This is a genomic window from Microcoleus sp. PH2017_35_SFW_U_B (assembly GCF_020737865.1).
Classification (GTDB): Bacteria; Cyanobacteriota; Cyanobacteriia; order Cyanobacteriales; family Microcoleaceae; genus Microcoleus.
In genome coordinates, this window is sequence record NZ_JAEQDE010000126.1 from 1 (window position 1) to 14,673 (window position 14,673).

A 14,673-nucleotide genomic window follows, 5' to 3' on the forward strand; every position below is an offset into this window, starting at 1 on the left:
ATTGGGTCGTGGTAAGGTCAAAATGCAGGTAATTGGTGCGCTTATGAGGAAGTTGGTGCATTTGGCTTTTGGGATTTTAAAGTCCCAAAAGCCTTTCGACCCCAATTATTTACTTGCTACCCCTTGACAGATCAAGACAGTATCTACAGCATTGTTGCGAATGGTGCAAGATGTCAGGTTAAACAGACATAATTTCGGTAGGGGCGGGTTCGCCGAGATATTTCCCACTAGGAAACAATCTCAATAAACCCGCCCTCACTCACCCCACCAACTATTATTGTTTGAAATATACCGATGAATGCTAAGCTAAATAAGTATCCATTTTTCTCGCGCAAGTGAGGGGGTGGAGAAGGGACAAGCACTTCCGAGTGCAGCGTGGAGGTTCGTGGAACGACAATGCGGTCAATTGCCGTGCTGCCAACCGCAACTACAACTCTGCGGGCAACTCGAACAGGAACAGGGGTTTTCGTGTAGCGGTAGCTTTGGCTGTCCCTTCCTCCCTGTCTTCCCTGTGAGCACTCTTCACGGTCAGAACTGGCAGATGGGAATTTGTCGGGCGTGCAAGAAGAGTCCAGACTTGTTCCTGTGATGGGGGTGACTTCATCCGAAAATAAAACCAAATCGGGTAGCTTGGTAGGGATTCCGAAGAGTTGCCCGATTTATTAGATAAAACTATAAATGAATTACCAAACTTGTAACGTGTGTCAGGCTAATGATCTGCGAAATAGTTAAGATTTTGCCATAGTATAATACCCTAGTTCATAGGCTAGCACATTGGAATTTATTGGCTGTATAAGAAGAGTTCAGGAATAATTTTCCAACCGATAATGGAGAAGGCGAGATAATGCCAGAAATCAGCCGTTTTTTAGGTATCATCATCACCATGTACTACAAAGACCACCCGCCTCCACATTTTCACGTCCGCTACAATCAACAAAAAGCTATCATTGATATCGCAACTCTTTCGATTTTAGAAGGTAAACTTTCCCCCCGCATCTTAGGTCTAGTTATAGAATGGGCGGCTATTCATCAGACAGAACTAATGCAAAACTGGCAACTAGCTAGAGTTCAATCTCCTTTAGAGCCTATCACACCGTTGGAGTAAAAAATGCTTAAAGATATTATCTCGGTTAAACCGTTAGAATTCTATCAACTACATCTCAAGTTTGAAGACTGTATGGAGGGAGTTGTTGATATCAGTGAACTGATCGAATTCACGGGAATATTTTCCCCCCTACAAGACCTGAGTTACTTTGTTCAAGTCAAAATAAATCCCGATTTGGGAACAGTTTATTGGGAAAATGGAGCAGATTTAGACCCAGATGTTCTCTATTCAATTATTACAAATCAGCCAATCGCTACCTATGAAAAAGAATCTGTTAGTCGATTTTAGATTTTCTCGATAAATAACAATTTTCCTGCCACAACCACGGCTGATTAAAATGATACCATGAATGAATTGCCAATTATTCAAAAAACCTATGATTTAATCAAATGGTATGTTCCAATTTTAAATCGACTGCCTCGCACTCACAAATTTACATTGGGCGATAGAATGATTGGGGGTCTCTATGACATTTTAGAAGGACTCATTGTAGCTCGTTACGCCCAAGAAAAGTTAGCACGATTGGAAATTTTAAACGGAAAAATAGATATTTTACGTCATCAAACCCGACTACTTCGAGAATTTGATTTGATGTCTATAGAGCGTTACGAATATGTGGTAAAATTAGTCAACGACATTGGCAGCGAGTTGGGTGGGTGGATTAAACAGCAAAAAAAGCGGTCATCTTCATGAGGACTTAGGCGCTAAGACCAAAGAAACCGGGTTTTTTGCCTAATCTGCGGACTACAGCGAATAATTTTCGTAAAAAACCGGGTTTCTGTCCAGTCGTGGGTAAGTCATTTCTATGAAAAGATATGAAACGATACGATAATCTGTGGTCTGAAATCATCAGTTTTGAAAACTTCTTAGTCGCATCACAAAAGGCGCAAAAAGGCAAGCGTTTTCGCCATAATGTTTTAGCTTTCAACTACAACTTAGAAGCTGAACTCCTGAAACTGCAAGCTGAATTAGTTAACAAAACCTACACTCCTGGCGGATATCGAACCTTTGAAATTGTCGAGCCCAAGCGACGGATGATTTCTGCTGCACCCTACCGAGACAGAGTTGTGCATCATGCCTTTTGCAATATTATTGTACCGCTGTTCGATCGCACTTTTATTGACGATTCCTACGCCAATCGAGTAGGTTTTGGCACTCACCGGGCTTTGCGTCGCTTCACAGAGTTTGCCCGTTCTAGCCGTTATGTTTTACAATGCGATATTAAGAAATATTTTCCTAGCATCGACCACGAGATTTTAAAAGCCTTGGTACGCCGGAAATTAAAATGTCCCGACACGCTTTGGCTGGTGGATCAAATCATCAACAATAGCAATGCACAGGAACCCGTTATCGAGTATTTTGGTGGAGACGATTTACTAACCCCGGTGAATCGGCGGCGGGGTTTACCGATTGGTAATTTAAGCAGCCAATTTTACGCTAATGTTTACTTAAATGGATTCGATCATTATATCAAAGAACAGCTAAAAGTTAAAAAATATGTCCGTTATGTAGATGATTTTGCCTTGTTCTCAGATGACCGAGAATTTTTAGCGGATGCAAGGCTTGGTGTTGAGGAATATTTAGTCAATTTGAGGTTAAAGATTCATCCGATTAAAAGCCAGTTGTTTGAGACAAAAGAAGGCGCAAATTTTCTGGGCTTCCGCATTTTACCTGACAGAATTCGAGTCAGGACAGAAAACTTGCGGCGAGGAAAGCGACGACTGCGACAAATGCAGGTAGAATATTATGAGGGCAAAATTGATTTGTTAAAAATCACCGAGTCGCTGCAAAGTTGGGCTGCACATTTGAAGTATGGCGACACTTGGGAACTGCGAAAAGAAATATTTGCTTCCCTGGTGTTTGTGAGGGGTGCGAATACGCTAAAATTTAGTCATTGAAGTACATTATAAGGCTGGTTTTGCCACTATAAACTGCTTTTATATAGATATGCTGGCTAAATCTACCTCTATAAGATATTATGGTTTTTTTCGGGCTGTTGTACTTAACTAAAAATCGATGAAAATTGTTTTTTTTGGCACTCCTGACTTTGCTGTTCCTACTTTATCCAGTTTGCTGAGTCATCCAGAATTTGAGGTTGTGGGTGTGGTGACTCAGCCGGATAAGCGCCGGGGAAGGGGGAATAAATTGATGCCTTCACCTGTAAAAGATGTGGCTTTAAATCACAGTCTCCCAGTTTTGCAGCCGCGCCGAATTAAGAAGGATGCGGAAACTATTGCTAAGTTGCGGGAAGCAGAGGCTGATGTGTTTGTGGTGGTGGCTTACGGCCAGATTCTTTCTCAAGAAATTCTGGATATTCCTAGTTTGGCTTGCGTTAATGTTCACGGTTCAATTTTGCCGAAGTATCGCGGGGCGGCGCCGATTCAGCGGTGTCTTTTTAATGGGGAAAAGGCTACTGGAATTACTACTATGCTGATGGATGCTGGTATGGATACTGGGGCGATGCTTTTGAAGGCTTTTGCGGGAATTACGCTGTTGGATAATGCTGATTCTTTGGGCGACAGGTTGGCGGAACTTGGGGCGGATTTATTGGTGGAAACTTTGATAAAATTGAGGGATGGGGAAGTTGAACCGGTTGTTCAGCATGATGATGAGGCGACTTATGCGCCGATGATTAAGGCGGCTGATTTTGTGCTGGATTGGTCGAAAAGTGCGATCGCGCTTCACAATCAAGTTAGGGGTTTTTTCCCGGATTGCACTACGACTTTTCGCGGTAATTCCCTGAAAGTAATCGCAACTGTGCCGGTGGGACCGGAATATTGGCTGCAATTACCGCCGGAGTTGAGGGTTTTGGAACGGGAATGGCCTGTTTTGGATCAGTTGTCGGGCGCAAATGGGGAGGTTGTGAAGGTTGTGAAGGGCTTTGGGGCGATCGTCCAAACTGGCGATGGTTTGCTATTATTGCGGGAGGTGCAGTTGGCTGGTAAAAAAGTTCAGTCTGGCGTGGATTTTGCCAATGGTGCTCGGTTGGCGGCGGGTGAGGTTTTTGGGAGGGTTGAAGTTACGGATTAGAAAGTACCTGGAAAGGTTGATTGGTTTTTTCCCAGTCTTGAATAGCTGTGTAGAGTTGTGTCAGCCGGAAATGAGAAGACTCGTAAGCAAGTCTGAGGTCTTTTTCTAGTACATCTGGCTCAACTTGCTTGGAGTTGCACGTGCCTAGGGCTTTGCAAAGTGCGATCGACAAAATACAAATCATATCGTGACCACAACAAATATACCACATATCTTGGGCATCTGTTTTTAAGCTATCCATCTTTGCTTTAACTTCTGGTTCATCAAGTCCCAGCTTTTGAGAGTTGTTCTTCACAGTTTTAATCAACTCCGATTGATTTAATATTAATGTGCGATCGTCCACAAATTTCTTAAAAGCTAAATCTTCAAATCTTAAACAATAATTAAATTTCAGCGAAGCCCATCGCAAATAACCAATAACTTTGGCACTTTCAAGTAAAGTCTGGCGAATATCTTTACCAAAACTCTTTATTTTGTCTTCCGATCCGTGTTCCAAAAGCACCTTTTCAAGTGCTGGCGACTTCAGCAGCATAGTTTCGAGATCGTGAGTATTTGTGAACAGCAAGTTCGGACTGAGTGAAACACTTCCTTCTAGTATATCAAAATCCGCATCAACAATAGCCAAAACACCAGCAAAGTTACCTTGTTCAAGGATATTTAGCACTGCAACAGCATTGTTTTTGTTATGGGCATTTTCTACACGACACTTTGTGGAGTCTACCAAATTCTTCCATACCCGCGAATCTGTGTCTCCTTCAGCGATTAGAAAAGAATGTTCAGTATATTGAACTCGATCTCGCAGCAGGCGGATTTGGTTAGCAATGAAGTTAGGGGTAATGTATTCTCTCATTCAACTGGCCCTTTTAACCCCACTGTCAAATCCCATCGATCGTCTATAATGCTTGGAGAGTGAGTAGCTAACAACACGTCAAAGTTTGCCAGATTAATAATTGCTTGCAAATCTTTGAGAAACTCGACTTCCCACGCTACGTGCAGCGAAATTTCTGGTTCATCAATCAGAACCAGAGAGTTAGGTTTCACCTTGAATAACAACTGGTAAAGCATCACCAATTCATGCTGTTCTCCGAAAGATAAGTCTGTCGGCGACAGAGGTTTACCATCCGCCGTTGTAAAGGTAAAACCTTTCTCTCTACTGATGCTCATATTTTTATAGAGAAATCGCTGTTTGATAATCCCTTTGAAGAGTTCTATTTTAGTAGCGAGTTCCTTAAAAACCATGAGTTTTTGTTCTACATCTTCAACATAAACTGACAGAATGTTTTTTGTGACTCCATCAATATTTTGTTTTACTTGAAAATCAGGATTCTCGTCGTTATCCAAAAGACCAATTTCTCTGAGACGAGAACGCTTTTCCTCGATTTCATTTAATTGGTTACGCAGCGTTTCCTCTGTTAGATATGAGGGTGCTTTGTTATTGAAAATTCTTGCAGGAAACGTTCTTTCTAGAGATTGAGACAATGCACCATATTCAGTCAGCTTTGCTTGGATATCTTCTGCGAGTTCCTGAGAATAGATATCAACTGAGGGAATCATTGAATGGTGTTTCGTGTATACCGTTGCTTCAGGAACATTTGAGGTAGTTAACAAGCGCTGAGTTTCTATAAAATGAATGTCGATAGAACTTCTTAGTTCTGATAACCATTTTGGTTCTTGCTTAACGCTCTTTGCTAACCTTGATATTAACTGTCTAGCTTCAAAAACGAGAATACGTTCTAATTCCAATTCTGAAAATTGAGTTGGTATTTCTATGTCACCTGATGACTGTAGTGCATCATCTGTGATATCCGAAGACACATTAATTCCCGCTGAGAAATCTATTGAGTCCATTGCTAAATTCGGTGAGAATATCTCTTTTGCTGCACCAGGCTTAGCAAAATAAAACATTAAATTTTTATCTTTTTCATGTTCAGGTGCATCGATAGACTTAGTTATTTGTAGACAACTACCATCATCAAAGTCTAACCGGAACTCTGTAAATGGAATAGTCCGAAGTTCTGAGTAACGTGAATTAAAAAATCCATTAATTAGCCTAAATAATGCTGTTTTACCAAATCCATTCGGACTGTGAATGATCGTAATTCTATCTTCCATATTGAGAGAAATCGGATGGTTGAAAACTCCAAAAAGTTTGGCGACAGAAATCTTATTGATTCTCATTTTTCCCTCTAGTTATATCAAATACGTTAGTATCGGAATTATTCATCTCTCTCTTCTCTTCCTCTGTGTTCTCTGCGTTCTCTGCGGTTAAATCACCTGACGGTACAGCCGGCATTGATATATAGCCTTTCTTAAAAAGATGACTGACGGCTTATTATAACCGCTTAGACTAAGAGGGCTGAAGCCCAACAACGTACCTCATCTTTCTGAGAATTGATATAACTTACTAAAATTCGACTAAAACTTCTTCTTCAACTCCCAACAAATCCCGCGCGGCATCTAGCATACTCTCAGTAAGATCTTTCAAATCTTCGCGACTTGCTAAATAAGTTTTCAAAGCATCTAACGGTTCTATACTATTATTAGCATTTAGTTCTGGCAACCTCGGCCTTGCTAGCTGGCTGACTAATTCTGGTTGAATTGTGTAGCTGTGCGCTGCGCCGAGAAGTGCGTGCAATTCGGCGTTATCAATTAAGTCTAATTGTTCCGATCGCAATTGGTAGATCAATCTTACGACAGCATCTTGGATTTCCTTCTTCCCAATGGCTTTCACCAAGTCGGCTTGCGGACTCTCCGATTCAGACACGTTCACCTTAATCGTCTGAAACACCCGCACCGGCAAAGTGCAAAATTCCCACTCAGCTTTCCCGCGTTCCAAATTAATCAACACAAAGCCTTTGTCTTCTTTCTCTTCGCTAAAGTCAACTCGTTCGATGCTTCCGGGATAAATTACGGGCGGATTGTTGTTGGCGTTGAGATTTTGGTGTTTGTGGACGTGACCGAGGGCAACGTAGTCGAAACAAGGGCGTGTTAGCATGGCAACGGGTATGTTGAATCCTTTACCGACTGCTAAAAAACGCTCTGCACCCAGGCTTGCTTTATCTGCCATTAAGTGCGCTAATAGTACGGTGGGGATGTTTGGATCGAGGCGGCGGATTTCGCCTTCCATGGCGATCGTCAGTTTTTCGGTTAATAATTGGTTAACGTCGCTCACAGAAAGGCTTTCAGTCTCCGATCGCGTCATTAAGGTCGATCGCGTCAACCAAGGCAGCGTCACCACCTGTACGGCGCCACTGCGGGTGTGTATGAGGTGCGTGTCGAGGCGATCGCCTACAATAAACTTAGGTATTCCCAAAGTCCGGTAAATTCCCAAACTCGCGCCGCCTTGTCCTTGCGAATGTTGGTCGTGATTTCCTACTAGCAAAACAGTCGGAATTTGCGCCTCTACCAAGCGGCTGAATTGGCTCGCAAAAGCCTCTTTAACAAACGGTGGCGGCGTTGAATCCGGGAAAGCATCCCCGCCGAATATAACTAAATCTACGGGTTCAGAAATTGCTCTATCCATACATTTACTTAGCGTCGCCGCGAAGTCTTCCAGCCGCGTATTTAACCCGGTTTCTGGATTGACGCGGCCGTGGGAAAAGCCGCTGCCCATGTGAATGTCTGAAAGGTGTAAAATTTTAATCATTGTTTATTGGTTATTAGTTATTAGTTATTAGTTGTTTGTTGTGAGGACTAAAGCCCTCATTCTATTTTAGACTTTTCTTGGTTCCAGTTCAATGCTGCGGCGGTTAGGATTGATACGTTTCTCGATCGCAAATACTGCCTTTTCTTCCTCAAAGCCGATTTCGTGAAACTCTGCAAACAAACATTCTAACTCAATTTTGGCGATCGCAGTTTCCAGCCACTTATCAAAGGAATCGCATTCAATACTTCTGAAAGGTTCGCCTTTGCACTCGAAACTGATAATTTGTCCCGGAATCCCGCCGAAACAGCCCTGTGTATCCACAACCCGCAGCCACAAATTATCTACTTTCATAAACGGAATCCATGCTTTGTTCCAATATTCTCCGGGCTGCCATTCTTGAAAATTAACTTGACTCTGGGCGTCCCAAAATTTTTTCTCCTTAGCAATTGATGCCAAAGATAACATACTCCTGCCGTGTTCAAAAGGCAACAGCCACTGATTTTCTGAACTCTCGTAAGCGGAACCGTTATACCAGCGATAAAAATCATAAAATGTTTCGGGAAGCGATTGTTGGTAACGTTTTTTAAATAAGTCGATTTCTGTTTCGATGGCACCGGAATTTAACAAGTTAAGCGCCTCGGGACAGCAGCGTCTCAATGTTTGTGCGAAGGTACGAACCAAAGGATTTCGTGGCTTAAAAAATTCTTTCATCTTCGATCATATAATACCTGGAACTTTTTGATAAATTTGGGCGATAAGCGAAAATCTATACTTTTCAACGTGAGGGCTTAATTTAGGTTCGTAGTTTAGGTTTGTAGTGAGGACTTCAGTCCTTCTTTGGATTCTGGAGAAGGACTAAAGTCCTCATTACGAACCTGGTTGTATCTTTCATCATATAATACCTGGAACTTTTTGATAAATTTGGGCGATCGGGCAGCGAAAATTTATACTTGTTAATTCTAACTCATCTCCTTGTCGGTAAATCTGAGAAACCCAATTTCCCTCACCATTGAGTCGAAAACATTCAACTTGGATTTCCGATTGAGTGATGAGTACGTATTCTTGCAAACTCGATGTAGTTTGGTAATCGGCAAATTTATCGCCCCTGTCAAAAGATGCAGTTGAAGGAGATAGCACCTCAATAATTAGAGATGGATAGAGAATGGAGTCTTCAGTTGAACTTGTATCTCTTTCGTCGCAAGTTACCGCCACGTCAGGATAATAATAGCAATTCGCCTCTTCCAGTCTGACTTTGACATCAGAGGTAAGAACTAAGCATGGCGTATTCAGAAGATGATTTCCCAATAGGCGAATTAGATTGCTAGCAATAATAGTGTGAGGGTTTTTTGCCCCCGTCATTGCATAAACGTGTCCGCGTCTGTATTCGTGTTTGATCGGACTTACTCGTTCGCCTTCTAGGTATTCTTCTGGTGAAATGTAGAAATTGTTTTTGCTGATTACCATTGATTTATCCCGGCTGATTTTGTGCGATAATATTTGTTGAAATGGGTGCATTTCACTTTTGAAGAGGGCGAAGCATGACCGCATATAAGTTATTAGTTATCATCCCATATTGATTGCGGTCATGCTTCGCCCCTACAAACATATTTGCTAAAACCAGATGCACCCGTTGAAATTCATAGATCCGGCTAGGACATGGCTGAATACCGGACGGCAAAATTATGTTATTTTCTTGAGTCTGCGGAGGCAGACATCGTTTGTATAGACGCGGTTTCAACCGCCGTGCTATTTTAACAAATTTCCAGGAATCGGGCGTGCCACAGTTTGCCACTTTCTGTCAATCCCTGCGATCGCACTTTGATTTTGACTCCGCGAGGGTTCGCCTCGTACAGTCGGGCAATTTCTAGCATTTCCCCGCTGCTAAAGCCCGTTCCCACTGTTCCGATCGGTACTAACTTGCCATTGATTTCTTGTGCAACTTCGATCGCACTAAACGGCCGCCCCGCTACTTTTGTCCGAGTCAACCCGACAATAAATAAGTCATATTCCTGACAGTATTTAGTCCTCACCATCGGAGATTTTTTAACATCTTTGCCGCCGACATAGAAGCAGTTATGCAAAACCCAAACTTCACCTTCTCTGTTTTCAGCTTCCTGCTGCTGCGCCAGTAAAAGTTTTTCGCCTGCGGTGCGAGATGTCGGTACAATTTCAAATTCCGTAGATAAACTTGCCAAGATTTCGCCAACTGCAACTCCGGCGGCTATTCGTTCGGATTCCGCCAACCCAGTCAAGTCTTTACCGTGGGAAAACAAAGCTTTAAAAATGGCATAAACTGCCGTTGGCTGGGTTGTCGGAAAACCGCTTTCAATATTAACTGTAGCAGCTTGGGCGCCCGTGCGGTGTTCGCTGCCCGTACAGCTTTTGTAATACAGTTCGCCGTCTAAGACAAAGATACCAATTTTAGCTGCTGTGTCGGTTAAAGTGCGATCGATCGCAATTGACGCTTGTTGTCGCAGGTTTGTCGATCGCGATTGGTAGTATACTTTATCTGGCGTCGCCACGACCACCACTCGATTGCCGTCGCGTTTTGGCTGTCCCCAATAGTCGGGATTTTCGATGTAATAAGAACGTTCGCTGGGCGCGTCAACCGGCTGCATCGTCACAATCCTTCCCGGCTGCAAGTGCGGAGGTAATTCGGGGACAATCGGATTATTGACAGTCTCAACTTTGGCCGCAACCTTTGATTTTGCAGCAGGAGCAGCATTGGTGGTAGACTTATTTGGAGTGTTTTTAGTCGGCTTTTCTCCCGTTTCCAATTCAAACGCTCTTTTCCAAAAGCCGATCGCCATTTCCGGGTATCCTTCCGACTCCGCACACAGTGCAAAACTAATAACTTTTGCCGTACCAATGCCGCGCCCGTAATCAGCTAAATACTGCACCGCCCCCGCTTCACCCATCAAGTGCAATCCCCGCGTGACAATGCGATTGTTCCAGCGTTCTCGAATATCGGCGCTAATTTTTTTGGCTGATTTTCGCTTAGCTTCTGCGTATTCCATCCACTCCATACAGCCTCCTTTTTTGTTGGGCTACTTGTAATACTATACTGAAGCTTGATTCATTAGTCAAGGAAAACCCAAACCAGCATTTACCAGAAAGAATTGGTTGAAAGCCGGAACCCTTGTAGGGAGAAATTAAAATCAGACTATTCATATTGTTTCCGGTTGCATGGGAATGATTTAACCGCAGAGAACACAGAGGACACAGAGGGAGAGAATAGAGATCTGAATAATTCCGATGGTACCGGATTGGATATCATTTCTCCCTACAAGGGAGAGGTCGCTGTCAACTATCAACTATCAACTATCAACTGTCAACTATCAACTGTCAACTGTCAACTGTCAACTGATTATCCCCTTGCACCTGTGATCGTTTGAAAGAACTTAGGCGTATACCTTTGTAAAAAACTCCCCACCGCCAGCGTTATCAAAGTTGCCAGAATGATTGTCAATAAATAGTATACAATGACAGTTATCGAATTGGAAGGCTTTGACAACTTGTTAAAAACTTCCTTAAAAACTGTTACCGTCGGTTCGTGAATAGCATAAACAAAAAATGCCAAACCAGAAAAATTAAAACAGGCTTTTTCTAGCTTTCCCGACACTAAATCTGAAGCGCACCAAATCGCCGCCGTACCCATTACTCTCGTGCAGCATTCTAACTGGTGCTGGAAAGTTTTAATGTCGGCTGTTTGCGTAATTGTCAGCACAAGAGCCATGCCTAAGTATATACCGATAATCGCACTTTTTCGTCGGTCGAGCCAAGTTAGATCCAATTTTTGAACAGCAATCAGACATCCCAAATAAAAGAACAACGGCCCCAACCACTGGATGCTAAAACCAATTTGAAAATCCAGCAACCAAGGCGCGGCAAACAAAGCTATACCTAGATAAGGTATCTTTCTAGCGATCAGCAAAAATACCGGAGATAGAATCACCATCGCGATCAAATCCCGGACGTACCAGAAATGAAACGCAATCGGATAAAGGCTTTTATATCCAGTCAAACAATCTATAAAGTTGGCAAAACTGTAGTCTCCAATATATTTTTTGTAATGCCCTTGGATAATTCCACTCGTTGCTGGTACGTTGATCACAATTAACACCAGTGTCAATAAAGCCAAGTTCCAAAACAAATAGGGAACCAGGAGAGTCCAAAACCGAGATTGGAGCTTTTCCTTGTAAGAATTCAGCGATAAATTAAAATTCCTGAAAAACAGGAAGCCTGAAAGCATGAACAGAAAAGCCACGCAAGAACCGCCCCAAGTCCCGGCAATCAACGTCTGGAAAAATTTGTCAGCATATCCCACAGAATTGATGGACGAGTGAATAGTAACAATCCCAACGATCAGAGGCAGACGCAATAATTTAATTCGGCAAGATATTTCCGGCGTAATTTGCATTTTTTACAGAAAAAGTGTAGGGTTCGATCGGCTGGCATTTGCATTGAGATGGCAAATTGTAGTAATCGGTTCGCCACCAATGCTAAGATAGCCTCGATCGTGCGTTGAGGTCAATCATGCCGGGGCTTGCTTTTTGCGAAGTCTGGTTCGCCAACTTCCGTTAGCGAAGCCCTCGAAGAGGATCGCACTTTTCACACTTTCGAGAATTTAATATCAAGTCTAATTGTACTCTGATGATGCGATTGATTTTGTACAGCAAACCCGGATGCCACTTGTGCGAAGGGTTGCAAGAAAAACTCGAACAGATTGAAAGCCTCAAGTTTCAATTGGAAGTACGAGACATTACCGAACGTGATGACTGGTTTCAAGCTTACCAGTACGAAGTGCCAGTTTTGTTTAAAGTGGAGTCCCAACGCAAAAATTCTGGTGGCGACGCTGCATTTTCCCCAGAAGAACAATTACCTCGTCCTTCTCCCCGCTGTACAGTTCAACAATTGGAGCAAATGTTACAGAAATATTTGCAAATCGATCAATCAGAATAATATGATTTAACGCAAAAAATCAAGCCCTTTGGGTGCCGAGTCCGCACTCTTGGCCCGGAGAGTGCCGATTTTACACCGAAAAGGCTTGTAGATAGCGGATCGAACAATTTCTGGCGCAAGTCATATTCAAAACATCCAAGTGAGGAGTTTTTCAGATGAAATTGAGAGAATTATTAGCAACACTTCCCGGCATTTCCTTTGACACCCAACATCGAGCTCTCGATGCCGAAGTCAAGGGTTTATCTACTAATTCCCATGCTTGTCAGGCGGGGGATTTGTTTTTGGGAATGCCGGGGACACGGGTAGACGGCGGAGATTTTTGGCAAAGCGCGATCGCCAGCGGTGCAATTGCGGCCATAATTTCCACTCAAGCCGCCGAGAAAACATCCCCCCAAGACGGGGATACCTGCGTGATTGTGGCAACCGACATGGCTCAAATTTGCGGTCAAATAGCCACCACATTTTACGGCAATCCTGCTAGCAAATTAAAACTTGTAGGCGTTACTGGGACTAACGGCAAAACTACAACAACTCATTTAATCGAATTTTTGCTCAATCAAATGCAGTTGCCGACAGCAATTTTCGGCACGCTTTACACTCGCTGGCCGGGTTTTCAACAAACTGCACTTTACACTACACCTTTTGCGATCGACTTGCAAAAACAGCTAGCAGAAGCTGTCACCGCTGGATGCAAACACGGGGTGATGGAAGTCAGTTCCCATGCTTTAGCACAGCAGCGAGTCTTGGGCTGTACTTTTGAAGTTGCTGTGTTTACCAACTTGACTCAAGATCATCTCGATTATCACCGCGATATGGAGGATTATTTTGAGGCAAAATCGCTTTTGTTTAGTCAAAATTATCTCAAAAATCGCGCTGTAATTAATATTGACGACTCCTACGGACGGCGGATTGTTGAAAGCCTCAAATCCGAGCAAGTATGGAGTTACAGCACTACGGACAAAACTGCTGATTTGTATGCTTTTGATTTGCAGTATCAGCCCAATGGAGTTAAGGGAATGCTGCACACTCCCAAGGGCGAAACTGCTTTTGTTTTGCCTTTAGTCGGTCAGTTCAATTTATCCAATATGCTGGCTGCTGTCGGTGCGGTTTTAGAATTGGGTTTAGATTTGTCCGCAATTGTGGAGAAATTAGCTTTGTTTTCGGGAGTGCCGGGACGGATGGAACGGGTGCAAATTAGTTCCGATCAAGATATTAGTGTAATTGTCGATTACGCGCACACTCCAGATAGTTTGGAGAACTTGTTGAAGGCTTCGCGGCCGTTTATTCCCGGTCAAATGATTTGTGTGTTTGGTTGCGGTGGCGATCGCGATCGCACGAAACGCCCGATCATGGGTAAAATCGTGGCAGAGTTGGCCGATATAGCCGTTGTTACCTCCGACAATCCGCGCACCGAAAATCCCGATCGCATTTTGGAAGATGTGCTCGCAGGCATTCCCGCTGACGTAAAACCCGTCGTGATGTGCGATCGCGCCGCAGCCATTCGCACTGCTATTATGGACGCTAAACCCGGAGATGGCGTGCTGATTGCAGGCAAAGGACACGAAGATTATCAGATTTTGGGCACCGAAAAAGTCCATTTTGACGATCGAGAACAAGCACGAGATGCCTTGACAGTCCGAATGAACTGATTCGACTAACCCAATTACACTTAGTGTTAATAGTTAACCCAATTTGGTTAACTATTAATGGCTTATAGCAATTTTTTATGAGGTTGCATAGAATCCGATCACCCTAGCCGAGGGCGGGCCCGCACCATCCACCGCCCCTACTAAGGGGGGGACAAGATTCCGATCAAAGTCCCCCTTCGATCCTATGCTTTATAAACATCTTTCTTAACAAGAAATTTGACAAAAGTAACTACTTGTGTAGGAGCCATTGGGGATCTCGCTTCTGATTGAATGGCAATTAT

Annotated in this window: 15 protein-coding genes and 1 pseudogene; 8 read left to right on the top strand and 8 right to left on the bottom strand. The window is 43.2% G+C overall.

From position 1 onward, the window contains the following. Positions 1-127: pseudogene (locus JGK36_RS29595) on the top strand (IS110 family transposase); the annotation flags it as partial. 100 nt (positions 128-227) lie between these two features. Here JGK36_RS29595 and JGK36_RS29600 read toward each other — a convergent pair. Next, complete coding sequence (locus JGK36_RS29600; RefSeq protein ID WP_293186688.1) at positions 228-620, bottom strand: hypothetical protein; 393 nt, start codon at positions 618-620, stop codon at positions 228-230. Between the two features lie 224 nt (positions 621-844). On the opposite strand from JGK36_RS29600, the gene JGK36_RS29605 reads away from it, so the two are divergent. The 5 genes from JGK36_RS29605 to fmt all read left to right on the top strand — a co-directional run bounded on the left by JGK36_RS29605 (position 845) and on the right by fmt (position 4,135). Beyond that, positions 845-1,105, top strand: coding sequence for a DUF4160 domain-containing protein (locus JGK36_RS29605; protein WP_293186687.1), 261 nt, complete (start codon positions 845-847; stop codon positions 1,103-1,105). Positions 1,106-1,108: 3 nt separating this feature from the next. After that, the gene (locus JGK36_RS29610) at positions 1,109-1,393 is read left to right on the top strand and encodes a DUF2442 domain-containing protein (protein ID WP_293186686.1); all 285 of its coding nucleotides are present in this window, start codon (positions 1,109-1,111) and stop codon (positions 1,391-1,393) included. Positions 1,394-1,450: 57 nt separating this feature from the next. Beyond that, on the top strand, positions 1,451-1,798 hold the full coding sequence (gene avd / locus JGK36_RS29615) for a diversity-generating retroelement protein Avd (protein WP_293186685.1): 348 nt from the start codon (positions 1,451-1,453) through the stop codon (positions 1,796-1,798). Positions 1,799-1,920: 122 nt separating this feature from the next. After that, positions 1,921-3,003 carry an RNA-directed DNA polymerase gene (locus JGK36_RS29620; RefSeq protein ID WP_293186684.1) on the top strand — a complete coding sequence of 361 codons (1,083 nt, stop codon included), beginning with the start codon at positions 1,921-1,923 and terminating at the stop codon, positions 3,001-3,003. Between the two features lie 118 nt (positions 3,004-3,121). Further along, a complete protein-coding gene (gene fmt / locus JGK36_RS29625; protein WP_293198883.1) occupies positions 3,122-4,135 on the top strand; it encodes a methionyl-tRNA formyltransferase in 1,014 nt (337 codons plus the stop codon). On the opposite strand, the gene JGK36_RS29630 is transcribed toward fmt, so the two are convergent. From JGK36_RS29630 to JGK36_RS29660, 7 genes are all read right to left on the bottom strand, one after another. After that, on the bottom strand, positions 4,125-4,985 hold the full coding sequence (locus tag JGK36_RS29630) for a DUF4435 domain-containing protein (protein WP_293198885.1): 861 nt from the start codon (positions 4,983-4,985) through the stop codon (positions 4,125-4,127). The two genes, fmt and JGK36_RS29630, sit on opposite strands and share 11 nt — an antisense overlap. Then, positions 4,982-6,313: an AAA family ATPase gene (locus JGK36_RS29635; protein WP_293198887.1), complete on the bottom strand. Its 1,332-nt coding sequence runs from the start codon at positions 6,311-6,313 to the stop codon at positions 4,982-4,984. The genes JGK36_RS29630 and JGK36_RS29635 overlap by 4 nt, the downstream gene beginning before the upstream one ends. Before the next feature lie 226 nt (positions 6,314-6,539). Continuing rightward, positions 6,540-7,781 (bottom strand): exonuclease subunit SbcD, encoded by a 1,242-nt coding sequence (sbcD, locus tag JGK36_RS29640; protein WP_293198889.1) that lies wholly within the window; start codon positions 7,779-7,781, stop codon positions 6,540-6,542. A 66-nt stretch (positions 7,782-7,847) separates the two neighbouring features. Further along, entirely contained in the window at positions 7,848-8,492 is a 645-nt protein-coding gene (locus JGK36_RS29645; RefSeq protein WP_293193564.1) for an SMI1/KNR4 family protein, read from the bottom strand. Positions 8,493-8,672: 180 nt separating this feature from the next. Beyond that, complete coding sequence (locus JGK36_RS29650; RefSeq protein WP_293186679.1) at positions 8,673-9,245, bottom strand: Uma2 family endonuclease; 573 nt, start codon at positions 9,243-9,245, stop codon at positions 8,673-8,675. Positions 9,246-9,532: 287 nt separating this feature from the next. Beyond that, positions 9,533-10,807: an ATP-dependent DNA ligase gene (locus JGK36_RS29655; protein WP_293198891.1), complete on the bottom strand. Its 1,275-nt coding sequence runs from the start codon at positions 10,805-10,807 to the stop codon at positions 9,533-9,535. 341 nt (positions 10,808-11,148) lie between these two features. Further along, positions 11,149-12,201, bottom strand: a complete 1,053-nt coding sequence (locus JGK36_RS29660) for an acyltransferase (protein ID WP_293198893.1) — start codon at positions 12,199-12,201, stop codon at positions 11,149-11,151. A gap of 236 nt (positions 12,202-12,437) precedes the next feature. Between JGK36_RS29660 and JGK36_RS29665 the strand changes: the two genes are divergently transcribed. Next, positions 12,438-12,743, top strand: a complete 306-nt coding sequence (locus JGK36_RS29665; protein WP_293186689.1) for a glutaredoxin family protein — start codon at positions 12,438-12,440, stop codon at positions 12,741-12,743. 155 nt (positions 12,744-12,898) lie between these two features. Next, a complete protein-coding gene (locus JGK36_RS29670; RefSeq protein ID WP_293198895.1) occupies positions 12,899-14,392 on the top strand; it encodes a UDP-N-acetylmuramoyl-L-alanyl-D-glutamate--2,6-diaminopimelate ligase in 1,494 nt (497 codons plus the stop codon). Positions 14,393-14,673 lie beyond the last annotated feature (281 nt).

Coding starts and splice junctions, on each gene's coding strand:
- JGK36_RS29650 (WP_293186679.1), bottom strand. CDS start 9,245: ATGGTAATCAGCAAAAACAATTTCTACATTTCACCAGAAGAATACCTA.
- JGK36_RS29645 (WP_293193564.1), bottom strand. CDS start 8,492: ATGAAAGAATTTTTTAAGCCACGAAATCCTTTGGTTCGTACCTTCGCA.
- sbcD (WP_293198889.1), bottom strand. CDS start 7,781: ATGATTAAAATTTTACACCTTTCAGACATTCACATGGGCAGCGGCTTT.
- JGK36_RS29620 (WP_293186684.1), top strand. CDS start 1,921: ATGAAACGATACGATAATCTGTGGTCTGAAATCATCAGTTTTGAAAAC.
- JGK36_RS29670 (WP_293198895.1), top strand. CDS start 12,899: ATGAAATTGAGAGAATTATTAGCAACACTTCCCGGCATTTCCTTTGAC.
- JGK36_RS29660 (WP_293198893.1), bottom strand. CDS start 12,201: ATGCAAATTACGCCGGAAATATCTTGCCGAATTAAATTATTGCGTCTG.
- avd (WP_293186685.1), top strand. CDS start 1,451: ATGAATGAATTGCCAATTATTCAAAAAACCTATGATTTAATCAAATGG.
- JGK36_RS29630 (WP_293198885.1), bottom strand. CDS start 4,985: ATGAGAGAATACATTACCCCTAACTTCATTGCTAACCAAATCCGCCTG.
- JGK36_RS29655 (WP_293198891.1), bottom strand. CDS start 10,807: ATGGAGTGGATGGAATACGCAGAAGCTAAGCGAAAATCAGCCAAAAAA.
- JGK36_RS29635 (WP_293198887.1), bottom strand. CDS start 6,313: ATGAGAATCAATAAGATTTCTGTCGCCAAACTTTTTGGAGTTTTCAAC.
- JGK36_RS29610 (WP_293186686.1), top strand. CDS start 1,109: ATGCTTAAAGATATTATCTCGGTTAAACCGTTAGAATTCTATCAACTA.
- JGK36_RS29665 (WP_293186689.1), top strand. CDS start 12,438: ATGCGATTGATTTTGTACAGCAAACCCGGATGCCACTTGTGCGAAGGG.
- JGK36_RS29605 (WP_293186687.1), top strand. CDS start 845: ATGCCAGAAATCAGCCGTTTTTTAGGTATCATCATCACCATGTACTAC.
- fmt (WP_293198883.1), top strand. CDS start 3,122: ATGAAAATTGTTTTTTTTGGCACTCCTGACTTTGCTGTTCCTACTTTA.